Origin of the sequence: Nonomuraea cypriaca (assembly GCF_015645445.1) — a bacterium.
Taxonomy (GTDB): Bacteria; Actinomycetota; Actinomycetes; order Streptosporangiales; family Streptosporangiaceae; genus Nonomuraea; species Nonomuraea cypriaca.
In genome coordinates this window covers 1-21,332 of the sequence record NZ_JADOGI010000184.1, presented here as the reverse complement: position 1 = coordinate 21,332, position 21,332 = coordinate 1, and the positions used below count along the sequence as shown (strand labels likewise).

General features: G+C 69.9%; 21 protein-coding genes. 8 read left to right on the top strand and 13 right to left on the bottom strand.

Annotated elements, in window-relative coordinates; all coding sequences use genetic code 11:
* The first annotated feature begins 449 nt into the window (after window positions 1-449).
* Window positions 450-3,476, top strand: coding sequence for an AfsR/SARP family transcriptional regulator (locus ITP53_RS40965; protein WP_195900852.1), 3,027 nt, complete (start codon window positions 450-452; stop codon window positions 3,474-3,476).
* A gap of 274 nt (window positions 3,477-3,750) precedes the next feature.
* Here ITP53_RS40965 and ITP53_RS40960 read toward each other — a convergent pair whose 3' ends face one another.
* A complete protein-coding gene (locus ITP53_RS40960; protein ID WP_195900851.1) occupies window positions 3,751-5,154 on the bottom strand; it encodes a DUF7059 domain-containing protein in 1,404 nt (467 codons plus the stop codon).
* A 217-nt stretch (window positions 5,155-5,371) separates the two neighbouring features.
* Between ITP53_RS40960 and ITP53_RS40955 the strand changes: the two genes are divergently transcribed.
* Window positions 5,372-5,674, top strand: coding sequence for a hypothetical protein (locus ITP53_RS40955; RefSeq protein WP_195900850.1), 303 nt, complete (start codon window positions 5,372-5,374; stop codon window positions 5,672-5,674).
* A gap of 66 nt (window positions 5,675-5,740) precedes the next feature.
* Here ITP53_RS40955 and ITP53_RS40950 read toward each other — a convergent pair whose 3' ends face one another.
* Window positions 5,741-6,337 (bottom strand): TetR/AcrR family transcriptional regulator, encoded by a 597-nt coding sequence (locus ITP53_RS40950; RefSeq protein ID WP_195900849.1) that lies wholly within the window; start codon window positions 6,335-6,337, stop codon window positions 5,741-5,743.
* A complete protein-coding gene (locus ITP53_RS40945) occupies window positions 6,334-6,843 on the bottom strand; it encodes a GNAT family N-acetyltransferase (RefSeq protein WP_195900848.1) in 510 nt (169 codons plus the stop codon). Before ITP53_RS40945 ends, ITP53_RS40950 begins: the two co-directional genes overlap by 4 nt.
* Before the next feature lie 59 nt (window positions 6,844-6,902).
* On the opposite strand from ITP53_RS40945, the gene ITP53_RS40940 reads away from it, so the two are divergent.
* The 4 genes from ITP53_RS40940 to ITP53_RS40925 all read left to right on the top strand — a co-directional run bounded on the left by ITP53_RS40940 (window position 6,903) and on the right by ITP53_RS40925 (window position 10,291).
* Window positions 6,903-7,370, top strand: coding sequence for a winged helix-turn-helix transcriptional regulator (locus ITP53_RS40940; RefSeq protein WP_195900847.1), 468 nt, complete (start codon window positions 6,903-6,905; stop codon window positions 7,368-7,370).
* A gap of 101 nt (window positions 7,371-7,471) precedes the next feature.
* Window positions 7,472-8,266: an SURF1 family cytochrome oxidase biogenesis protein gene (locus ITP53_RS40935; protein ID WP_195900846.1), complete on the top strand. Its 795-nt coding sequence runs from the start codon at window positions 7,472-7,474 to the stop codon at window positions 8,264-8,266.
* Window position 8,267: 1 nt separating this feature from the next.
* Window positions 8,268-9,011, top strand: coding sequence for a tyrosine-protein phosphatase (locus ITP53_RS40930; RefSeq protein ID WP_328817389.1), 744 nt, complete (start codon window positions 8,268-8,270; stop codon window positions 9,009-9,011).
* Window positions 9,012-9,094: 83 nt separating this feature from the next.
* Complete coding sequence (locus ITP53_RS40925) at window positions 9,095-10,291, top strand: amidohydrolase family protein (RefSeq protein ID WP_195900844.1); 1,197 nt, start codon at window positions 9,095-9,097, stop codon at window positions 10,289-10,291.
* On the opposite strand, the gene ITP53_RS40920 is transcribed toward ITP53_RS40925, so the two are convergent.
* The 4 genes from ITP53_RS40920 to ITP53_RS40905 all read right to left on the bottom strand — a co-directional run bounded on the left by ITP53_RS40920 (window position 10,288) and on the right by ITP53_RS40905 (window position 14,001).
* Window positions 10,288-10,635: a YkvA family protein gene (locus tag ITP53_RS40920; protein ID WP_236051700.1), complete on the bottom strand. Its 348-nt coding sequence runs from the start codon at window positions 10,633-10,635 to the stop codon at window positions 10,288-10,290. The two genes, ITP53_RS40925 and ITP53_RS40920, sit on opposite strands and share 4 nt — an antisense overlap.
* 202 nt (window positions 10,636-10,837) lie before the next feature.
* Window positions 10,838-12,256, bottom strand: coding sequence for an amidase (locus ITP53_RS40915; protein WP_195900843.1), 1,419 nt, complete (start codon window positions 12,254-12,256; stop codon window positions 10,838-10,840).
* A 63-nt stretch (window positions 12,257-12,319) separates the two neighbouring features.
* The gene (locus ITP53_RS40910) at window positions 12,320-13,279 is read right to left on the bottom strand and encodes an LLM class F420-dependent oxidoreductase (protein ID WP_195900842.1); all 960 of its coding nucleotides are present in this window, start codon (window positions 13,277-13,279) and stop codon (window positions 12,320-12,322) included.
* A 53-nt stretch (window positions 13,280-13,332) separates the two neighbouring features.
* Window positions 13,333-14,001, bottom strand: a complete 669-nt coding sequence (locus ITP53_RS40905; RefSeq protein WP_328817385.1) for a TetR/AcrR family transcriptional regulator — start codon at window positions 13,999-14,001, stop codon at window positions 13,333-13,335.
* Between the two features lie 277 nt (window positions 14,002-14,278).
* Between ITP53_RS40905 and ITP53_RS56430 the strand changes: the two genes are divergently transcribed.
* Window positions 14,279-15,148: a hypothetical protein gene (locus ITP53_RS56430; protein WP_207757138.1), complete on the top strand. Its 870-nt coding sequence runs from the start codon at window positions 14,279-14,281 to the stop codon at window positions 15,146-15,148.
* A gap of 134 nt (window positions 15,149-15,282) precedes the next feature.
* On the opposite strand, the gene ITP53_RS40895 is transcribed toward ITP53_RS56430, so the two are convergent.
* The 5 genes from ITP53_RS40895 to ITP53_RS40875 all read right to left on the bottom strand — a co-directional run bounded on the left by ITP53_RS40895 (window position 15,283) and on the right by ITP53_RS40875 (window position 19,155).
* The gene (locus ITP53_RS40895; RefSeq protein ID WP_195900840.1) at window positions 15,283-16,341 is read right to left on the bottom strand and encodes an aspartate-semialdehyde dehydrogenase; all 1,059 of its coding nucleotides are present in this window, start codon (window positions 16,339-16,341) and stop codon (window positions 15,283-15,285) included.
* Window positions 16,338-17,612, bottom strand: coding sequence for an aspartate kinase (locus ITP53_RS40890; RefSeq protein ID WP_195900839.1), 1,275 nt, complete (start codon window positions 17,610-17,612; stop codon window positions 16,338-16,340). The genes ITP53_RS40895 and ITP53_RS40890 overlap by 4 nt, the downstream gene beginning before the upstream one ends.
* Window positions 17,613-17,679: 67 nt before the next feature.
* Window positions 17,680-18,210, bottom strand: a complete 531-nt coding sequence (locus tag ITP53_RS40885) for a DUF5063 domain-containing protein (protein WP_195900838.1) — start codon at window positions 18,208-18,210, stop codon at window positions 17,680-17,682.
* A complete protein-coding gene (recR, locus tag ITP53_RS40880) occupies window positions 18,203-18,802 on the bottom strand; it encodes a recombination mediator RecR (protein ID WP_195900837.1) in 600 nt (199 codons plus the stop codon). The genes ITP53_RS40885 and recR overlap by 8 nt, the downstream gene beginning before the upstream one ends.
* A 2-nt stretch (window positions 18,803-18,804) precedes the next feature.
* Window positions 18,805-19,155 (bottom strand): YbaB/EbfC family nucleoid-associated protein, encoded by a 351-nt coding sequence (locus ITP53_RS40875; protein WP_139629532.1) that lies wholly within the window; start codon window positions 19,153-19,155, stop codon window positions 18,805-18,807.
* A gap of 371 nt (window positions 19,156-19,526) precedes the next feature.
* On the opposite strand from ITP53_RS40875, the gene ITP53_RS40870 reads away from it, so the two are divergent.
* Window positions 19,527-20,978 (top strand): helix-turn-helix domain-containing protein, encoded by a 1,452-nt coding sequence (locus tag ITP53_RS40870; RefSeq protein WP_195900836.1) that lies wholly within the window; start codon window positions 19,527-19,529, stop codon window positions 20,976-20,978.
* Window positions 20,979-21,131: 153 nt separating this feature from the next.
* Here ITP53_RS40870 and ITP53_RS56425 read toward each other — a convergent pair.
* Window positions 21,132-21,332, bottom strand: a 201-nt coding sequence (locus tag ITP53_RS56425; protein WP_207757136.1) for a hypothetical protein, incomplete at its 5' end; no start/stop codon positions are given.

Genomic DNA, 21,332 nt, shown 5'->3' with positions numbered 1-21,332 from the left:
CACGGCTCCCAGCGATCAAACTGACCTACGGACTCACCTGCGCCAAAGAGCTATCGACGTCGGCGGGCAACCAGCCCCGATTTTCCCGCATGCGCCGCGGCCCCGCAGGGGCCCAATCAACTGACCTGAGCAACCGACTGGCCGACCTGCCGTGAGCGACTCATAGTGAGCCTCGGACCGGCCGCAGCCGCCTGACCCCATCCGCCGACGGCCCCGCCCGAGCTTCTCGGGCGGGGCCTGTATTTTTTTCCGTTTACATGTGCTCTACATGACACGCCCCCGCGTTGTGCGTCATGTCCAGCGATCATCAGCATCCGGGAGCGGGCTCAACACCGGATCAAAGGCGGATCAACGCTTCGGTTAACGATCAGTTCTGCATCTAGGTGACTGAGCAACGATAGAACTATCATTTGGTAACAAATCGTTCCATTGGCTTGGAGACATACGGCATGGCTGGTCAGAGCGTTGAAGGCGGGCTGCGGTTCGCCGTGCTCGGTCCTGTCCGCGCGTGGCGTGATGGCCGGGAGCTCGACCTCGGCACTCCCCTGCAGCGTTCCATCCTCGGCATGCTGCTCCTGCGAGAGGGCCACGCGGTCACCCCCAACGAGGTGATCGACGCGGTCTGGGGCGAGGACGCGCCGCCCCGGGCACTGGGCGCGCTGCGCACCTATGTCTCCAGGCTCCGCACCGTCCTCGAACCGGACCGGCCCGCCCGCTCCCGGCCCGAGCTGCTGACCTCGATCGGCAGAGGTTACGCGCTGCGACTTTCAGATCACTCGCTGGATCTGACCGGGTTCGAGCGCGGCGTCCAGGAGGCCGAGACCGCGCGCAGGGCGGGCAGGCTGGCCGAGGCCGCGAGGGCGCTGCGGGGCGCGCTGGCGCTGTTCGAGGGCGAGCCGCTGGCCGGGGCCGTCGGGCCGTACGCCGAGCATCAGCGTGACCGGCTGATCGAGCGCCGCATCACCGTCATCGAGACGCTCATGGACGTGGACCTGGAGCTGGGCAACCACGCGAAGGTCGTGTCCGAGCTGATCGCGCTGACCGCCGACCACCCGCTGCGCGAGCGGCTGAGGGCCCAGCTCATGCTGGCCTACTACCGGTGCGGGCGGCAGGGCGACGCGCTCAACGTGTTCACCGAGACGCGTGAGGCGCTGATCGACGAGCTGGGCATCGAGCCAGGGCCCGAGCTGGCCGCGCTGCACCAGCGCATCCTGGCCGCCGACCCCACGCTGGCCGCCGTCCACGTGCCCGCCGCCGGGGAAGAACCCCCGGACGCGGAAGAGCCGCCGCCCACGATCGAACTGCCGCGGCCCGCGCAGCTCCCTGCCGCGGTGAACGACTTCACCGGCCGCAGGGAACCGGCCGTACGCCTGCGTTCGATGCTGTCGAGCCAGTCCACGCAGTCGTCGTCCGAGGGGGTGCCACTGGTGGCGATCTCCGGCATCGGCGGCGTCGGCAAGACCGCGCTGGCGGTGCACGTCGCCCACGCGGCGGACGACCTGTTCCCCGACGGCCAGCTCTACGCGGACCTGCGCGGCTTCACCGACGAGGCGACCGCGCCCGAGTCGGCGCTCGGCGGTTTCCTGCGCGCGCTCGGCATCCCGCCGGACGTCATCCCCGACGGCCTGCAGGAACGATCCGCCCTCTACCGCTCCATCCTGGCCGACCGTCGCATCCTCGTGCTGCTGGACAACGCCCGCGACGCCGAGCAGGTCAGCCCGCTGCTGCCGGGCTCGCCCGGATGCGCGGCCATCGTCACCAGCCGGGTCAAGCTGGCCGACCTGCCGTCGGCCAAACTGGTCGACCTGGACGTCATGGAGCCGGACGAGGCGCTGTCGCTGTTCTCGTCGGTGGCCGGCCCCGAGCGGGTGGCGGCCGAGCACGGCGCGGCCATGGACGTGGTGGCGGCGTGCGGGTTCCTGCCCCTGGCGGTGCGGATCGTGGCGGCCAGGCTCGCCGCGCGGCCGTCGTGGACGGTCGCCTCGCTGGTGCCCAGGCTGGCCGACGAGCAGCGCAGGCTCGACGAGATGCGGGTGGGCAACCTGGCCGTCGAGGCGACGTTCGCGCTCGGGTACGGGCAGCTCGAAGCCGCCCAGGCCCGCGCGTTCCGGCTGCTGTCGCTGCCCAACGGGCCGGACATCTCCTCGGGGGCCGCGGCGGCCGTGCTGTCGATGGGCGCGTTCGAGGCCGAGGAGGTGCTGGAGTCGCTGGTGGACGCCAGCCTGCTCGAAGCGCACGCGCCGGGCCGCTATCGCTTCCACGACCTGCTCAAGCTGTTCGCCAGGCGGGCGCTGGACAGGACCGAGCGCCCCCAGGCCAGGACGCTGGCACTGCGCAGGCTGCTCGGCTTCTACCTCGCCTCTGCCCAGTCCGCGCACCGGCTGGCCTACGAGGGCAGCATGATCCCGGACAACCTCGTGGTGGTCGGGAACGGGCGGACGTTCGGCTCCGTGGACGAGGCCGTCGCGTGGCTGATCTCCGAGGGCGACTCGCTGTTCGCGACCATCAACCAGGCCGCCGCGGCGGTACGCACCGCCGAGCAGTTGCTGCCCGCCGCCGACCTGTTGGTGGCGATGGAGCCGCTGCTGGAGTCCGGCACGCACACCCGCGAGTTCGACCAGAGCACCCGCGCCGTGCTGGCCGCCGCGCAGGGCGCCGGCGACCAGGCCGGCGAGCTGCGCGCCCGCTACGTCCTCGGCCGGGTGCTGTTCGCCGGCAACCGGCTCAAGGAGGCCGAAGACCACTTCAGGACCGTGTACGACCTGTCGCAGGCGCGCACGGACGAGATCCTGACCGGCGAGGTGCTCAACGCCCTCGCCGTCGTCGTCGGCCGCCAGCGCCGCCACACGGAGGCGCTGTCCTGGTACGACGCGGCGATGCGCTTCTACCGCGAGAACGGCGTCCCCGCCGGCGAGGCGCTGGTCCTCAGCTACTCGGCCCGCGAACACCTCGGCCTCGGCCATCCGGAGGACGCGATCGCGGCGGCGGAGAAGGGCCTGGCCATCTTCACCGAGATCGGCAGCGGCGCCGGCACCGCCCGCGCCCGCTACCACCTGGGCATCGTCCTGTCCCGGGTCGGCCGCCTCACCGAGGCCGTGCACCACCACGCCGAGTGCCTCGCCTTCTTCCGTGCCAGCAAACAACGCGTGTGGGAGCAGCGGGTCTGCTCCAGGCTGGCGGAGACGTTCATCGCCGCCGAGCGCTATCCGGACGCCGTACGCCATGCCGAGCAGGCGCTGGTGGTCTCCCGTGAGATCGGCCACCCCTATGGCGAGGCTCTGTCGCTCACCGTGCTGGGCAAGGCGCTGCGCGGTCTGGGCGACGCCACGAGGAGCGTGGACTGCCTACGGCGGGCTTTCGAGATCTTCGGAAGGCTCGGCGCCCCCGAGGCCGGAGATCTCAAGGCCCTGCTCGACGACGCCCCCGTCGCGGAGCCCGTCGCCGGGACGGCCGTCGAGTCCGTCGTCGAGTCCTGAGTACAGCTCGTCGTCCAGACGTGTCATCCACACATGGTTGATCAAGGCTGTCCTTAGGGGAGTCACGATCGCGCCCATGATCGACTGTTTTCGGCCCGGCCGGTCATCTCGCCACCACGCTTCGCTAGGGGGCCCGGTTATCCGGATGCTCCACGTGGCGGCCTGCCGCCTCACTGTCGACGACCGGCCGGACCTGACACGGCCCTCGAACCCCCCAGGTCCGTGTCCTGGCCAAAGCCTCCACCCAAGGGGTCAACGTCGAATCAACGCCGGATTAAAGCAGGAAGTAACCCTCGGCGATGAGGGGCCTGACCGCGTCGGAGTCGGGAATCTCGCCGTCGCCGACCAACTCGGCGATGACGTTGAGCAGCGGCCCGAGCGCCAGCTCTCCGTCGCACACCCCGGCCAGCGCGGCCTCCACGGTGCCGACCTCCCTGCTGCGGCGCAGCCCCTGCGTCTGGCGCAGCACGATCCGGATCGGGTCCTCCGCCCCCGGCAGGCCGACGCGCTCGTCCAGCAACCCCTCCACGGTACGCGGCAGCGCCGCGTCGAGCCCCTGGGCCCGGTGCGCGGTGGCGATCGCGTCGACCACGGAGTCGACGTAGTCGCCCACCGGGAGCACCACCTGGTGCGCCAGGTGCTCCACGCGTACGACGGGGTCGAGCGTGCCGGAGTTGCGCATGGTGATCCAGCCGAAGCCGATGCCCTCGACCTTGCGCTCCTCGAACCAGGCCAGCCAGCGGTCGTAGTGTTCGGTGTAGGCGGGGGTGCCCTGCTCGGCCGCGTCCTTGAGCCACAGCTCGACGTATTCGGCCGGGTCCTGCACGTCGCGCTGGACCACCCAGGCGTCGCAGCCGGTCTCGCGCAGCCAGCCGCCCACGCGGTCGTGCCAGTCCTCGCCTTCGACGTGCAGCCAGTTGGCCAGGAAGTGTGCCTGGCCGCCCGGGTTGAGGTGGCGGGGCGTCCCGCGTACGAGGTCGCGGCAGAAGTCGTCGCCGTCGCCGCCCGCCTCGCGATAGGTCAGCCCGTGCTCGCGCGCGGGCGCGATGACGAACGGCGGATTGCTCACGACCAGGTCGAACCCCTCGTCCTCGACCGGCTCGAACATCGATCCTGTACGCGCCTCCACACCGGATATCCCGGACAACTCCCAGCTCAGCCTGGCCAGCTCCACGGCGCGCGGGTTGAGGTCGGTGGCCACGACGCGCTCCGCCCGCCCTGCCAGGTGCAGCACCTGCACCCCGCAGCCGGTGCCGAGGTCGAGCGCGCGCTCGACGGGCCTGCGGGTGACGAGTTGCGCCAGGTTGGCCGAGGCGCCGCCGGCCCCCACCACGTGATCGGGCCGCAGGGCGGGGTCGCCCGGCCGCACCTTGCGGTCGGACACCAGGTAGCCGCCTGTCTCCCACGGCTGCAGGTGCACGGTGGCCCTGACCTGGTCACCGTCCGCCGTGACCAGCCCCGAGCCGAGGATCTCGGGGCCGACGCCCTTGGCAGGGACGGGGACGCCGAGCCACCACAACCTGATCAACATCGCCAGCGGATCGCCGTCCGCGGTCGCACGCAGGGCCGGGACCAGCTCCTCGCGGGCCAGGGCCGAAGCGGCCACGCCTCCCAGGCGCTCGCGTACGCCGTCGATGGTGTAATCGGTTTCCAGGAGGCGGTCGCGCAGTCGTTCCACGAGTCCATCCTTTCACCACGGGCTCCCACGCATGATCCGACACCGATCCGATGGCCGCACTCGCCACGGGGCACCGCTGGTCACGCAAGCCGCCGCACTCCCCCACGCTCCACAGTGCCCATACTGTTACTTAGGCACCCAAGCGTTCTGCAAGCGGCGAACAAGCGGGTCACGATATCTCTAGGGAAGCCGGCACGTCGTCCCGAGGAGCGGACCCATGCTGATCCCCTGCCTGGCCTGTGAATCCCGGTTCGGACCCGACGAATACTTCAGCGCCTGCTCCGACTACAACCGGGGCCTGGACCTGGTGTCGTGGACGTGCCCGCGCTGCGGCAACCGCGACGACCTGCGCGTGCTGCCCGGCGAGCTGGGGTTCGGCTATCCCTGCCGTGGCCGGTTCGACGTGCACGACCGCGTACGCGTGCCCGGCCTGCGCAGGCAGCGCGGCGACCTGCGGTTGGACATCTCACTCGACCGGGCGAGCTGGCGCGTGCCGACGCAAGTGCGCCTGCCCGTCTGAGCCTGCCTGTCTGAGCCCTGCCTGTCTGAGCGCGCCCGTTCGGGCCCAGGCAGGCAGGGGGGCGGCTCATTCCGTACGCTGGCGCAGGCTCTGCCAGGCAGCCTCTCCCAGGCCCCTGATCTCCTCGTCCGTGGGGGTGTGCGCGCCGGCGAACCACAGCCGGCACATCTCCTGAGTCGGCCCCAGCCACAGCACGTAGCACATGGTGGCGTGGACCGGCTGGAGCAGCCCGTTCTTCATGTGCGGCCGCCACCAGTCGGCGACCTCGCGGAAGAACCCGCGGCGCGCCTCGGCCACCTCGGCGCCGCCCGGCTCGTTCTTGCGCGGCGGCCGCTCGCTGATCAGCAGCCTGGCCCGCTCGGGATGCTCTCCGGCCCACCGCATGTGGAAGGCCACGACCGCCTCGATGCCGGCGCGCGCGTCCTGGTGCTTGATCAGCTCGGCGAGGAAGGCGTCCTGGTAGGCGGTGAGGATCTCGGCGTACAGGACGCCGAAGACGTGCTCTTTGCTCGCGAAGTGGTGGTAGAAGCTGCCGACGCTGACACCGCTCTCCTCGCGGAGGCTGGCCAGCGTCGTGGCCGACACCCCGTCCTGGCTGAAGCGGCGTAGGGCGCCCTCGATGATGCGGGTACGGCCGTCGCGTCCGTTCTTGACACTCTTCACACTGTCAATGGTGTGCCACCAGAACGTTGTTCCGCAAATAGCCCGGTCTGATCGATCATAGCGGTCACCTCAACGGTCCCGGAAATGACCTTCATCTCGGCGTCCGGCCAGAGCCTGCGGATGAGCCTGAGCACCCGCCGGTTCTCGCCCATGACGTCCATGCCGACGGTCTTCGCACCGTGTACGGAGGCCCGGAGCAGCAGTGTGCCGACCAGCCTGGGCCCGAGCCCGCGCCCCTGCCACTCGTCCGCCACGACCACGGCGATCTCCACGTCGGCGCAGCCGCCCCGATGGCTCATGGCATGGCCGACGATCTCGCCGCCCGCGGTGGCCACGAGGGCGTCGCGGCGCTCGTCGATCGCGAGCAGCGTGCGCACCAGACTGGCCGCCGGGGCCGCACCGGTGAAGAAGCGCAGTGTCCGCGTGTGCGGCGAAAGCCCGGAGAGGAAGCGTCCGATCCGCTCCCGGTCGTCTGGACGCGCCGGACGGATCTGAGTTCCATGCATGGACCCAGGGTGCCCCGCGACGCCTGAGTCTGTCAATTGAACTCAGGTATAATGCAAAGATGAACGTTACCTTCCGGGTGGACAACTGCTCGATCGAGCGCACCCTGGACATCGTCGGGGAGAAGTGGACCTTCCTGGTGTTGCGCGAGGCGTTCAGCGGCGTGCGCAGGTTCGCCGACATGCAGGCGATCACCGGCGCCCCTCGCCAGGTCCTGAGCGCCCGCCTGGCCCGGCTGGTCGACGAGGGCCTGTTGCGCAAGGAGCCCTACCGGGAGCCCGGCCAGCGGCAGCGCGACGAATACCGGCTCACGGAGAAGGGCCGCGACCTCTATCCCCTCCTGGTCGCGCTCATGCACTGGGGCGACAAATACCTCGCGGGCGAGGACGGCCCGCCCGTGCTGCTCACCCACCGCGGCTGCGGCGCCCCCATCGAGCAGCACTTCAGATGCGCCGAGGGGCACGAGGTGGCCGGGCCGCGCGAGGTGAGCCCGGTGCCCGGCGACGGGGCCGAGCTCAGAAGCGCCTGAGTAAGGTGAGTTCGGCGCCCGGCGACGGGGCCGAGCTCAGGAACGCCTGAGCAGCGGAGTCGCGTGGAGGGGCACCCGTGCCGGTGCCTAACCTTAGAGGCGTGTACCGGTTCCTGCTGACGCCTCGATGGCTCGCGCTCCACGTGGTGGTGCTGCTGGTCATTCCCGCCTTCGTGTTCCTCGGACGGTGGCAGTTCGGGCGTTTCGAGGAGCGGTCCGCCAACAGCGACAGGGTCACCGCCAACATCGAGGCCGCGCCGGTCCCCCTGGAGAGCCTGGCGGCGCCCGGCAGGCAGGTGCGTGAGGACGACCGGTTCAGGACCGTGACGGTCGCCGGCACATACGACCCGGCCCACGCCCTCCTCGTACGCAGGCGCCCCCAGAACGGCCTGCCCGGCTTCTACGTGCTGACCCCCCTCGTGACCGGCGACGGCGCGGCCGTGATCGTCAACAGGGGCTGGGTCCCCGTAGGCGCCACCGCCGACACCGCGCCCGAGGTGCCCCCTCCGCCCACCGGCCAGGTAAATGTCACCGGGCGGCTACGGCCCACCGAGACCGAGGAGTCCAGCGGGCTGCGCGATCGGCCCGGACTGCCCGCCGGGCAGGTGCTGCTGATCGACGCCGGCAAGATCGGGCAGGGGCTGCCGTACCAGGTGGTGGGCGGTTACGTGGAGCTGACCGGGCAGCGACCGCAGCCGCAGGCGGCGCCCGAGCCGGTGCCCCAGCCGGACGTGGGCGCGGGCGGCGGCCTCAACCTCGCGTACGGCATCCAGTGGTGGCTCTTCATCGCGATCGCGATCGGCGGCTGGATCATGCTCATCCGGCGTGAGGTGGCCGAGCGGCGGGAGCAGGAGCCCGCACGCGCGCCAGAGGAGGCAGGAAGCCCCGCCAATTAGGGTGTTGAGGGTGATCCGCCACATTGAGTTCGCCAATCTCTGCAATTTTCGTGACGTAGGTGGATATACCGCCATGGACGGGCGCACCGTCCGGTGGCAGCGGCTCTACCGTGCCGACTCGCTCGGCTGGCTGGCCGGAGACGATCTCAAGACCTTCCGCGCGCTGCGCATAAGCACTGTCATCGATCTACGGCACGCGTTCGAGGTCGAGCGGGCCGGGCGGGTGCCCGAGACGGAGGGGCAGCAGTACCACAATCTGCCGATCGAGGGCCGTCGCTGGGACAACACCCCCTACCGCGAGGAGATCGGCGTCGCGCGCTACCTCGCAGACCGCTACCTGGAGTCGACCGAGGACCGCGTCGACAACCTCAGGACCGCCCTGGAGACGGTCGCGCGGGCCGGCAACGCGCCGGTCGTCGTCCACTGCGCGGCGGGCAAGGACCGCACCGGGGTGCTCATCGCGCTGATCCTCTCCATGGTGGGTGTGAGCGAGGACGACATCGTGGCCGACTACGCGCTCACCGGCCTGGCCACCGAGCGCTTCGTCGCCGACTGGCGCCGGCGGCATCCGGACGCGCCCATGTGGGAGGGGTTCGGGCTGGCGCCGGCCGACACGATGCGGTTCTTCCTCGCCGACCTGGCCGATCGGCACGGCTCGATCGAGAGGTACGTCACCCGCGTGCTCCAGATCTCCCCCGCCACGATCGCCGAGCTACACGCCCACCTGCTGACCGGGACCAGCTAGACTTCCCCGGCCGAACAGGTCGGATACCCAACGGATACGTCGCAGCTTGTTCGACGTTATCCCGTCGTCGTACGGTTACGTGCGTGACTACGCCGCTGCTCCCCGACCCCGAACCGAGGCGGCGCGATCATGTGATCATCTCCGCCGACGATCATCTGATCGAGCCCACTGACCTGTTCGAGGGCCGGTTGCCGGAGAAATACGCGGAGGTGGCGCCCAAGGTCGTGGAGACGGAGGCGGGTCACCAGGTCTGGCGCTACGGCGGGGCCACGTACCCGTGCGCGGGGATCGACGTGGGCGCCGGGCTGCCGCGCGAGCAGTGGACGCTGGATCCGGTCAGGTTCGAGCACATGCGGCCGGGCTGCCACGACATCGAGGCCCGCGTCAAGGACATGGACGTGGCCGGCATCTGGGCCGCGCTGTGCTTCCCCGGCATGCTGGCCGGGCAGTCGGGCATGCCGTTCGCCAGGACCCGCGACCAGGAGCTTGGCCTGGCCCTGGTCAAGGCGTGGAACGACTGGCACATCGAGGTCTGGGCGGGCACCTACCCCGAGCGGATCGTCGGGCTGCAACTGCCGTGGCTGCCCGATCCCGACCTGGCCGCCAAGGAGATCCGGGCCAACGCGGCCCGGGGGTTCAAGGCCGTCGTCTTCCCCGAGTTCCCGACCCGGCTGCGGCTGCCGTCGATCCACTCCGGCCACTGGGACCCGTTCTTCGCCGCCTGCGAGGAGACCGGCACCGTCGTCGCCCTGCACACCGGCGACGCGTCGTGGTCTCCCGTGCCCTCCCCCGACACGCCCATCGAGGCGATCACCACGCTGATCCCGACGAGCGCCATGTTCGCCTGCGCCGACTGGCTCTGGTCCGGGCTGCCGCTGCGCTTCCCCGCGCTGCGCATCCTCATCGTCGAAGGGGGTGTGGGCTGGCTGCCGATGCTGGCCGAGCGGGCCGACTACGCCCTCGACCACCCGGTCGCGAGCGAGACGTCATGGGAGGGCGGGCTCAAGCCGAGCGAGGTGCTGCGCCGCAACTTCTTCTTCGGCACGCTCGACGACCACGCCCTGTCGGGGGTGCGGCTCGCGGTCGGGCTCGACCACGTGCTGCAGGAGAGCGGCTATCCGCACTCCGACTCGACCTGGCCCGACACGCAGCAGTCGGTGGCGGCCAACCTCGGCTCCCTCCCGCCCGCCGACATCGCCAGGGTCGCGTACGGCAACGCGGCCCGCCTCTTCGGGCACCCGCTGCCGTCACGCGCCTGGTTGCGGATGGAGCAGATCTAGACCTGGTCCAGGCGGGCCTGGATGACGGCGCGCTCGTGCTGGACGTAGCGTCCGCTCTCGCCCAGCAGCGAGCCCATCAGCCACAGGAACACGCCGAAGTCGTCGGCCACCCCGATCAGCATGAGGAAGTCGGGCAGGACGTCGACCGGCGACACGATGTAGACCACGCCGAGGCCGAGCAGCGCCAGCTTGCTCCTGCCCATGCCCGCGTATCTCCCGCGCATGACCGCGCCCACCATGCGCGGCATCGCCCGCACCCTGGTCATGAGACCTGGCGACCCAGGCTTGCTCACCTCGCGGTAGGTCCGCCACGCCGCCGCCGCCCGTGTTGCCTTCGCCATCATGAAGAGCCTCCTACCCCTGACTTCTCACGACATAACGCGTCGCCACGGCCACGAGTTCCTTCCGCGTCGCACGTCGTCACGGCCACGAGTTTCTACCGTGTCGCACGTCGTCACGGCCACGAGTTCCTTCCGCGTCAGCGCATCCCACGGCCACGAGTTCCTTCCGCGTCAGCGCATCCCACGGCCACGAGTTCCTTCCGCGTCAGCGCATCGCAGCGTGCTCGAACGGCCGGGCCCGCTCGATCTGGGCCGCCACCCTGATCAGCAGGTCCTCCCTGCCGAACGCGGCCACGAGCTGCACGCCCACGGGCAGTCCTGCCGCGTTCCTGTGCAGCGGCAGCGAGATGGCCGGCTGGCCGGTGGCGTTGACCGGCGAGCTGTAGGCCACGACGTACGCCGTCCTGCCGAAGGCGACGCTGAGGTCCCCTGGCGGGATCCAGCCGAGCGGGAACGGCGCCGCCCCCACCGACGGCGTCAGCAGCAGGTCGTGGCCGTCGTGCCACCAGGAGGCCATGCGGCGGCGGAAGCCGTCCACCCACTGCGTGGCCAGGACGTGGTCGACCGCGCCGTGCCCGCGCCCGGTGGCGACCATGGCGGCGTTGCGCGGCTCCAGCTCCTCCGGGTCGACCGGCTTGCCGCGCGACTCGCCCAAACTCTCGACCTGCGCGGCGAGGTTGTTCGCCACGATGGCGCCGAAATGCCGGGGGAAGTCGGGATCGCCGAGCGCGGCGGGGCCGCCGGGGGTGACGTCGTGGCCGAACGACTCCAGCAGCGCGGCGGCCCCGGTTACGGCCTCGGCCAGCTCGGGCACCGCCGGCACGTCGCCGCGGGGATGCGTGGTGACGAACCCGATCCGCAGCCTCCCCGGATCCCGTCCCGCCTCGGCGGCCAGCGGTCCGGGCAGCGCGGGGGCGACGTACGGATCGCCGGGCTCGTAGCCGGCGACGAGATCGAGCGCCGCCGCCGTGTCCCTGACGGTTCTGGTGACGAATCCCGGGCACGAGAAGCCGCTCCAGCCCTCTCCCATGACCGGACCCAGGCTCACCCGCCCCCTCGACGGCTTGAGCCCCACAAGGCCGCACAGGGACGCGGGGACGCGGATCGAGCCGCCGCCGTCGCTGGCGGTGGCCACCGCGACCATCCCCGCCGCCACGGCCGCCGCCGAGCCACCGCTCGACCCGCCCGGCGAACAGTCCGGATCGTACGGGTTGCGCGTGGGACCGAACGCCACCGGCTCCGTGGTGATCGTGCTGCCGAACTCGGGGGTGTTCGTCCGCCCGAGCATGACGAATCCGGCCTCGCGTAACCGCCTGACGCCGTAGCCGTCCTCGGTGACCTCGCCGCCTTCGCGTACGTTCGAGCCCGCGCCGTACGGCTCCCCCGCCTGCCGCCAGCCGAGATCCTTGAGCAGGATCGGCACACCGCGGAATGGCGCGTCCGCCGGGATGGAGTCGATCTCGGCGAGCGCGCGCTCGAAGCGGCGGTGGACGACGGCGTTCAGCTCGCCGTCGTGGGCCTCGATCGCGGCGATGGCGGCCTCGGTGAGCTCCCGCGCCGACACCTGCCCGTCCTTGACCGCCCGCGCCTGACCGATCGCATCCAATCTCAGCACGTCATCCATACGTTCTCCTAGGTCTAGCTCCTATGCCTTGGGAGTTCCTACGCCCTGAAAGCTCCTACGCTCCTACGCCTTGGGAGCCAGGTCGCGCACGGCCTGGTCGATGGAGACCTCCCCACCCGGGATGGGGGCGAGCACGGGGGTGTCGAGCCCGTTGTCCACGTACTGCTGGATCCTGGCCCGGCAGGTGGCCGCGTCGCCGTGCACGATCAGGTCGTCGATCACCTCGTCGGGGACCGCCTTGAGCGCCGTCTGCCGGTCGCCGGCCGCCCACGCCTCGTGCAGCCCCCGCAGCGCCTCGCCCCGGCCGAGCCAGTCGTGGAAGGCGGCGTACGCGGGGACGGTCAGGTAGCTGGCGAGCATCCACCTGGCCATCTCGCGCACCTTGGCGGTGTCCTCGCTCACACACACGAACAGGCGGGCGATCAGCTCGGTGTCCTGACCCAGCTCGGCGCGTACCTTGCGTACGTCGCCGGGCGAGAGCCAGTTCGTGATGGCGCCGTCGGCCTCCTCGGCGGCCAGGCGCAGCATCCGGGGCCGCAGCGCGGCCAGCACGATCTTCGGCGGCGTCTTCGGCGCCCGCTCCAGCTTGAACCCCTTGATCTCGAACGTCTCGTACGCCTCCGAGACCTTCTCCCCGGCCAGCGCCTTCTTCAGGAAGCGCAGCGTGTCCCGAGTCCGCGCGTACGGCTTCGCGAACGGCACCGCGTTCCACCGCTCGACGATCGCCGGCGAGGACGAGCCGATGCCCAGCACGAACCGGCCGGGCGCGAGGTCGGCCAGCGTGGCGGCGGACATGGCCAGCAGCCCGGGCCCGCGCGTCGAGACGGGCACGATGGCGCTGCCCAGCCGCGTCTCCGGCGCCCACTGCGCGGCCAGGGCCAGCGGCACGAACCCGTCTGTCCCGTTGACCTCGGCCGACCACACGTCGGTGTACCCCAGTGCGGGCAGCTCCGCGATCAGCTCCTGCGACCTGGCGAGGGAGCGGTCGTAGAAGGGGATCGTCATGCCCCAGTTCTGCGTCATTCACGGCCTCCAGCCCTTTTCGGCCGACCATACCAACCGCTCGGTATGCCGCCCTAGGCCCTCAGCTCGTGAACCGCCGAGATGAAGTCCTTCGTGATCCCCCGCAGCCCCGGCAGGTGCGACAACCCGACCAGCCGGTCCACCAGCGGCACCGTGACCTCGATCAGCCGGTATGTGCGCGCGCACCCCGGAGAGGTGTCGTGCACCCAGAACAGGACCATGCCCATGGACAGCAGCCAGAGCAGCTCAGGCAACTCCTCCCGCAACTCGGCGTTCATCCGGTCGCGCGAGCCCTCGACGACCTGGCGGTAGATGCCGATGGACGCCTCCCGCGCGGGCGACGTCTGCTCGCTGAACGGGCTCAGCGGGTTGGTCGGCTCGGCCGCGTGCTTGTAGAACTTCACGGCGAACTCGTGGTAGGGCTCGGACACGCGTACCCATTCGCGCAACACGCCGCTCAACCTGGCCGCGAACGCCGTCTCGGTGGTCAGGAAGTCGCTGCAGGCCGCCTCGTGCTCGGCCTGGGCGCGGTCGTAGTACGCCTGGATCAACGCCTCCTTGCTGTCGAAGTAGTAGTAGGCGTTGCCTACCGACACCCCGGCCTCGGCGGCGATGGCGCGCATCGTGGTCGCGTCGAAGCCGCGCTCCCTGAACAGTCGCAACGCCGTCTCGACGATGACCTCTCGGGTGCTCTCCGATCCTCGGTTTCGGGCTTCGGACACGTTGGTCACTTTACGTCGTGCGGGGGCGCCTCCAGCGGGAAACCTGCCCATCAGATCGCCACCCAGCTCACCACTGGGCCGTCGACTCGGGCCGGGACCACAGCCGCAGTCAATTTGGCGGGTTTCCTGCTGGTAGGTCATGGACCCGCACGGTGATCGCCGCCTCACGGCAAAGATGCAGTCGCGGCATGAGTTATCTCCTGTGAACGGTGGGATTGTCGTTTCAGCGGAAGGGCTATTTCCGCGAAAAGGCATCGACATGTGTATACGTGGAACAGTGCGCCTCAGCGTAGTCGCACTCCTCGGCATTGAGATCTCCATAATCGCGCTGGCCTCGGCCGCATCCGCTGACACCCACCCCGAAGGGACATCGGCCCCGGCCAGCCTGTACGACCCAGGGCCTCCCGGCTGGGAAGACGACACCGCCATGGAGGAATATCAGGAACCGTACGAGTTCGGGCCCGACATGACGTTCCGGCCGCTGACGACGGACAGGGAACGGTTCGAGTTCATGCGCGACTGGCCCATGACACGATCTGACCCGTTCGCGGAGCCATCGTTCCTTGCGGACGATGGCCGGCGACCGGGGGCGCGGGCGGAAAAGGGCCGGCGGGCGGCGGCGCGGTCCAAGGCCGTCAAGGACAAGCGGAGCTCCGTACGTACCGGGGTGGCCGAAATGCCCAAGGCGCACCTGCGCGAGGGCCACAAGCGGACCCGGGTGGATCTGAAGCGGGCCATTCCGCGACACGCCGCCGCGCACATGTCCCACGCCACCGCGCACGAGTGGCTGCACAGCGAAGGGCTGCGGACGCAGTCGACCGGCAACTGCACGCACAAGCACCTGCACCACTGTACGTCGCTGGACTCCGTGCGGACCGGCACGATCTCCCAGGTCATCCAGCTGAAGCGGGAGAGCGGTTGCCCCATCATGGTGACGGGCGGCACGGAGAGAGGCCACGCTCCAGGCCACTTCAGCCACGGGAACGGCTACAAGCTCGACATCTCGCCGAACGCCTGCATCAACCACTACATCACAAAAAATCATCGTAAGGCGGGTACGCGCGCCGACGGCGCCCAGCTCTACCGCTCCCACTCAGGCACCATCTTCGCCAACGAGTCGGACCACTGGGACATCCTCTTCCGCTGACCGCAGCGGGACCACGACGATGGGCGTCACACGCGGAGGCCCGGCGCCCATCGTCATGCCCGCGGAACACGACCCCGCGGAACACGATGAGAACGCCGCACGCAGAACGCGCGGCGTCCATCGTCATGCCGTCGTCACAGCTCGGCGGCCACCAGCTCGGCGATCTCCGCCGCGTTGAGCGCCGCGCCCTTGCGCAGGTTGTCACCGCACACGAACAGGTCGAGCGTGTTCGGGAAGTCGATCGCCTGGCGGACGCGACCCACGTAGGTGGGGTCGTTGCCCACCACGTCGAGCGGCGTCGGGAACACCCCGTTGGCCGGGTCGTCCATGAGCACCACCGTGGGCGCCGCCTCCAGGACCCGGTGCGCTTCTGCGACCGTGATCTCACGCTCGAACCGCGCGTGCACCGCCAGCGAGTGCGTCGTGATCACCGGCACGCGAACGCAGGTCGCGGAGACCTTGAGGTCGGGGATGCCGAGGATCTTGCGCGACTCGTTGCGGAGCTTGATCTCCTCGGAGGCCCAGCCCCCGTCCTTGTACGAGCCCGCCCACGGCACCACGTTGAACGCGATCGGCGCGGGGAACGGCGACTCCGCGGGCAGCTTGTTGGCCAGCACCTTGCGTACGTCACCCGCCGCCTGCCCGATCGAACGGTCGCCGGCCAGCGCCTCGACCTCGTCGTAGAGCCGCGCCGAGCCCGCCACGCCCGCGCCGGACACCGCCTGGTAGGAGGCCACGACGAGCTCGGTGAGGGTGAACTCGGCGTGCAGCGCGCCCATGGCGGCCATCATCGACAGCGTCGTGCAGTTGGGCGTCGAGACGATGCCCCGTGGCCGGTCGCGCGCGTCGAGCGGGTTGACCTCGGGCACGACCAGCGGCACGTCGGGCTCCATCCGGAACGTGCCCGACTTGTCGATCGCGATCGCGCCGCGCTCTGCCGCGATCGGCACCCACACGGCCGACACCTCGTCGGGCACGTCGAAGATGGCGATGTCGATGCCGTCGAACACCTCGGGCGCGAGGGCCTGGACGACGACGTCCTGGCCGCGTACCCGGAGCACCTTGCCGGCCGAGCGGGGCGAGGCGACGAGACGGATCTCACCCCAGATGTCCGCACGCGTCGACACGATGTCCCGCATGACGGTGCCCACCGCTCCGGTCGCCCCGATCAGGGCGAGATTGGGCCTGCTCATCGTCCGGTACCTCCATACACCACGGCTTCGACCTGGTCGGCGTCGAGAGCGAAGGCACGGTGGGCGGCCGCCACGGCCACGTCGACACCGTCCTGCTCGACGATCACAGAGATGCGGATCTCCGAGGTGGAGATCATCTCGATGTTGACCCCCGCGTCGGCGAGGGCCGCGAAGAACGTCGCCGTGACGCCGGGGTGCGAGCGCATGCCCGCGCCGATCAGCGACACCTTCCCGATCTGGTCGTCGAAGAGCAGCGACTCGAAACCGATCTGCGCCTGGATCTTCTTCAACGACGTCAGCGCCGTCTGGGCGTCGGCCGTGGGCAGCGTGAAGGAGATGTCCGTGCGACCGGTGGCCGCGGCCGAGACGTTCTGCACGATCATGTCAATGTTGATCTCGGCGTTGGCCAGCGTTTTGAAGATCGAGGCAGCCTCGCCGACCTTGTCGGGCACCCCGACAACAGTGATCTTGGCCTCGCTCCGGTCGTGCGCGACGCCGGAGATGATCGGCTGCTCCATCTCGGTTCCTTCGGTGTAAGGGTCGGAGACGACCCACGTGCCTTCCTTGGTGCTGAACGAGCTGCGTACGTGAATCGGCAGGTCGAAGCGGCGAGCATACTCGACGCAGCGAAGGTGCAGAATCTTCGCGCCGCAGGCGGCCATCTCCATCATCTCGTCATAGGAGACCCTGGGGATCTGCCGCGCGGCGGGCACGATGCGCGGGTCGGCGGTGTAGACGCCGTCGACATCGCTGTAGATCTCGCACACGTCGGCGTCGAGAGCCGCCGCCAGCGCCACCGCCGTGGTGTCGGAGCCGCCACGGCCCAGCGTGGTGATGTCCTTGGTGTCCTGCGAGACGCCCTGGAACCCGGCCACGATCGCGATGTGGGCCTGGTCGATCGCCTCGCGTATGCGGCTGGGCGTCACGTCGATGATGCGCGCCTTGCCGTGGGTCGAATCGGTGATCACGCCGGCCTGCGAGCCGGTGAACGAGCGGGCCTCGTGGCCGAGGTTGGCGATCGCCATCGCCAGCAGGGCCATCGAGATGCGCTCACCCGAGGTCAGCAACATGTCCAGCTCGCGGCCCGGAGGCAGCGGCGACACCTGCTCGGCCAGATCGAGCAGCTCGTCCGTCGTGTCACCCATCGCGGAGACGATCACGACCACGTCGTTGCCGGCTTTTTTCGTCGCGACGATCCGCTGCGCGACCCGCTTGATGCAGGACGCGTCGGCGACGGACGAACCACCGTACTTTTGCACAACGAGCGCCACGAGAGTCTCCCGGTCTGGACTGTGAGGTGCCAGTCTACTGGGGCCCTTTCATGCGCCCGATGGAGGATCAGACCGTGGTGGTCTCCTCCGCCACGTCGAGGCGGGAGTGCGCGGCCAGGGCCTGCAGCGCGCGCATCGCGGCGCCCGCGTGGTTGCCCCAGGTGTTGAAGTAGGAGTACTGCCACCACCAGAGCGCCTCGTGCGGACGCCCCGCGTGGTAGTGGCGCAGCCCGTGAATGAGGTCGGCCGCCACCGCGGTCAGATCGTCGGACAGCCGGTACGGAGTCACCCCCGTGTCCTTGTACGGGTCGAACACCTCGGCGTAGTCGTCCACGGGGCCGAGCCGCTCGGCCAGCGCCGTACGCACGCCGTCGATGTCGGGATCCTCACTCATCGGCGGCTCGTAGTTGCCAGCCAGGATCACGTCCCTGTTGGCTCCGAGCTTGGCCCCGGCCAGGCTCACCTGGGCGACCTCCACCAGCAACAGCGACCAGATCGCGTCGCCGCCCTCACCGCCGGCCACCCTGCTCAGGCCGTCCACGTAGTCCTGCGCGTGACCGGAGATCTCCTCAGCGAGGGCGCTCCACTGATCAGACATCAAGCAGCCTCCGTCCTTCGAACGCGCGGCCCAAGGTCACCTCGTCGGCGTACTCGAGGTCACCGCCCACAGGCAGACCGCTGGCCAGTCGCGTCACTTTGACGCCCATCGGCTTGACGAGCCGGGCGAGATAGGTTGCCGTCGCCTCACCCTCGAGATTGGGATCCGTGGCGAGAATGAGCTCGGTGATCCGCCCATCGGCCAGGCGTGTCATGAGCTCCCTGATGCGCAGGTCGTCGGGGCCGACGCCGTCGATCGGGCTGATCGCGCCGCCGAGCACGTGATAGGTGCCGCGGAACTCGCGCGTCTTCTCGATCGCCACGACGTCTTTCGACTCCTCGACCACGCAGATCACGTGCGTGTCGCGGCGCGGGTCACGGCAGATGCGGCACTCCTCCTCGGAGGCCACGTTGCCGCACACCCGGCAGAAGCGGACCTTGTCCTTGACTTCCAGCAACGCGTGGGCCAGCCGCTTGACGTCGGCTGGATCGGCCGCCAGCAAGTGGAACGCGATCCGCTGCGCGCTCTTGGGACCGACGCCGGGCAGCAGGCCCAACTCGTCGATCAGATTCTGGACGACCCCTTCGTACATGCCTAGAACCCTGGCAGCTGTCCGAGGCCGCCGCCACCCAGCCCCTGGGCGAGCGGTCCGAGCTTTTCCTGCTGCAGGTCGGCTGCCGCGCGCACGGCGTCACGGACGGCCGCGATCACCAGGTCGGCGATCGTGTCCGCGGTGTCCTGCGCGTCGCCGGCGTCGATCACGCTCGGGTCGATCTTGAGCTCGAGCAGCTCGCCGGAGCCGTTGACGACGGCCGTGACCAGGCCGCCGCCTGACGAGCCCTCGATCTGCGCGTCGTTGAGCTCCTGCTGGGCGCTCACAAGCTGCTGCTGCATGAGCTGTGCCTGCTCCAGCAGCTGCTGCAGGTTGACATCCCCTGGGTTCACCGTCGTGCGCTCCTCGTGGCTCCGCATTCTTGAATGCCACGAGCCTACGGTGTTTGGGTGGCGTCATGCACTGGCGGCGTCCCCATGTTTCGTCCCGGACCGGTATCTAACGCTCCGCCCGCCGTTCTCCCCTGAGGTTCTTCCGCGACGAACTGGGGTATTTGGCCGGGTCTCGGCCCCCCTCCAGCGTCCGAGACCCGGCCATCGCGTCGAGCGGAGCGGCCGCACACGCCGACGCGTTGAGGCGAGACGCTAACGAGCCGAACGTTGCACACAGGTTGCGCTCATTCGATCACCCTTCGCAATCCCCCGAACAGGTTGCGCAGAACGCACTTAAGACGCATGCTCTAGATGACTACTTGGAGTGACCGATGAGTTACGCCCACCTCGACGCGTACTCCCGTCTGCTACGCGAGGCGCACGAAGCCGCGGCGACAGGTCAACTGTGGCCCGAGTCGCCGCCCCGAACCCTGATCACGGCCTCCTGGCGCCGGTCGATGGACGCGGGAATCGATCCGGACGGCAAGGGCGCGCCCCTTGTCCACGACCCTTCCTACATGGCGGACATCCGCGACGCGCACCCGCTGCGACCCCTGCTTCCTCTGCTCGCGGACACGCTGTCCGGCGTGGCCGGGGAGACCGGCCACGTCCTCATCGTCACGGACGGCGACGCCAGAGTGCTGTGGCGTGAGGGCGGCCACGACATCCTGGGCCTCGCCGACAAGATCGGCCTGGCCGACGGCCACCAGTGGGCCGAGGACGACGTCGGCACCAACGGCATCGGCACCGCCCTGGCGACGGGCCGCCCGGTGCACGTCTACTCGGAGGAACACCTCATGCGCGTGCTGCACATCTGGTCGTGCAGCGCCGCTCCGATCAGCGACCCCGACTCGGGCCGGATCATCGGCTGCGTCGACGTCAGCGGCGCCGCCCGCAGCCTCCACCCCGCCACCGTCGCCCTGGTCGGCGCGACCGCCAAGCTCGCGGAGACCCAGCTCGCCCTGCGGATGCACGAACGCGACGAACGCCTGCGCCGCCGCTACGAGTCCCAGCGCGGCCGGCCCGGTGTCCTGCTCTCCTCGACCGGCCGCGTCATCTCGGGCGATCCGTCGGGCCATCTGGGCGAGCGCGTTCCGCTCTGGGGCGATCCGGGTGCCGGGCAGGAGCATTTCTCGGGGCAGCGGATGATCCTGCGCAACGGGACCGTCGCCTTCCTCGAGCCGTACTCCGACGGTTTCCTGCTGCGCGCGACGCCGTCCACCCCGCCGCCCGTGCTGAAGCTGTCGTTCCTCGGCGAGGGGCTCCCGTCCGCCACCTTCCGTGATCGCGAACGTTCTCTCTCGCTCCGGCACGCGGAGATCCTCGCGCTGCTTTCCCTGCATCCGCACGGGCTGACGGCCGAGCAGCTGTCGTTCCATCTCTATGGCGACGACGGCAATCCCGTGACGATCAGGGCGGAGATCCACCGGCTGCGGACCCAACTGGGGGACGCGATCGTGGCGAAGCCGTACCGGCTGACCTGCCCGATCGAGGCCGACTTCCTCGATCTGCGGCGCCACCTCTCGGCGAACGACTGCGTCGCCCTGGCCCGCGTCTATTCCGGGCCGCTGCTGCCCCGCTCGGAGTCACCGGAGATCCGCCGCGAACGCGACGAACTCGAAGCTCAGGTCCGCGCCTGCCTGCTGCGCCACGGCAGCCCCGAGCACCTATGGACGTACGCCCAAACCCTCAACGGCCGCGACGACTACGAGGTCCTCGAACGCCTCGCCGCCCTTCCCCCCACCGACCGCCGCTCCGCCGCCGCGCGCGCGAGACTGATCTGACTTCAATTTTCTTTTACGGCGAAGCACGGGAGGACGCCTCCCGCCGTCGCCACTCCCCTCCATCACTCCAACACCCCTCGGGCGCACGGCCCCCCACCGTGACGTCGCCCGTCACCCATCTGGGTGCTCCACAGCTGACCGTCGGAGGTCGGTCTACGTGTGGTCGATTTCGCCGATTACCTGGGCGCCCAGTTCGCGCTGTAGCAGGGCCATGCCGGAGAGTGCGTTCACGTTGGCGTCGGCGTCGTTCAGGGGGTCTACGTCGTCGGCGCCCGGGACCTTGTTGCGGCTGGGGACCGCGTCCGGCCAGGCGGCGGCGCCGCGCGGGGACCCGGGCCGGGAACCGCCCTGCGC

Bases quoted from the DNA above. Each gene is read 5' to 3' on its own strand.
- ITP53_RS40965 (WP_195900852.1), top strand. From the start codon at position 450: ATGGCTGGTCAGAGCGTTGAAGGCGGGCTGCGGTTCGCCGTGCTCGGT.
- ITP53_RS40955 (WP_195900850.1), top strand. From the start codon at position 5,372: ATGCTGATCCCCTGCCTGGCCTGTGAATCCCGGTTCGGACCCGACGAA.
- ITP53_RS40945 (WP_195900848.1), bottom strand. From the start codon at position 6,843: ATGCATGGAACTCAGATCCGTCCGGCGCGTCCAGACGACCGGGAGCGG.
- ITP53_RS40940 (WP_195900847.1), top strand. From the start codon at position 6,903: ATGAACGTTACCTTCCGGGTGGACAACTGCTCGATCGAGCGCACCCTG.
- ITP53_RS40920 (WP_236051700.1), bottom strand. From the start codon at position 10,635: ATGATGGCGAAGGCAACACGGGCGGCGGCGGCGTGGCGGACCTACCGC.
- ITP53_RS40915 (WP_195900843.1), bottom strand. From the start codon at position 12,256: ATGGATGACGTGCTGAGATTGGATGCGATCGGTCAGGCGCGGGCGGTC.
- ITP53_RS40910 (WP_195900842.1), bottom strand. From the start codon at position 13,279: ATGACGCAGAACTGGGGCATGACGATCCCCTTCTACGACCGCTCCCTC.
- ITP53_RS40895 (WP_195900840.1), bottom strand. From the start codon at position 16,341: ATGAGCAGGCCCAATCTCGCCCTGATCGGGGCGACCGGAGCGGTGGGC.
- ITP53_RS40885 (WP_195900838.1), bottom strand. From the start codon at position 18,210: ATGTCTGATCAGTGGAGCGCCCTCGCTGAGGAGATCTCCGGTCACGCG.
- recR (WP_195900837.1), bottom strand. From the start codon at position 18,802: ATGTACGAAGGGGTCGTCCAGAATCTGATCGACGAGTTGGGCCTGCTG.
- ITP53_RS40870 (WP_195900836.1), top strand. From the start codon at position 19,527: ATGAGTTACGCCCACCTCGACGCGTACTCCCGTCTGCTACGCGAGGCG.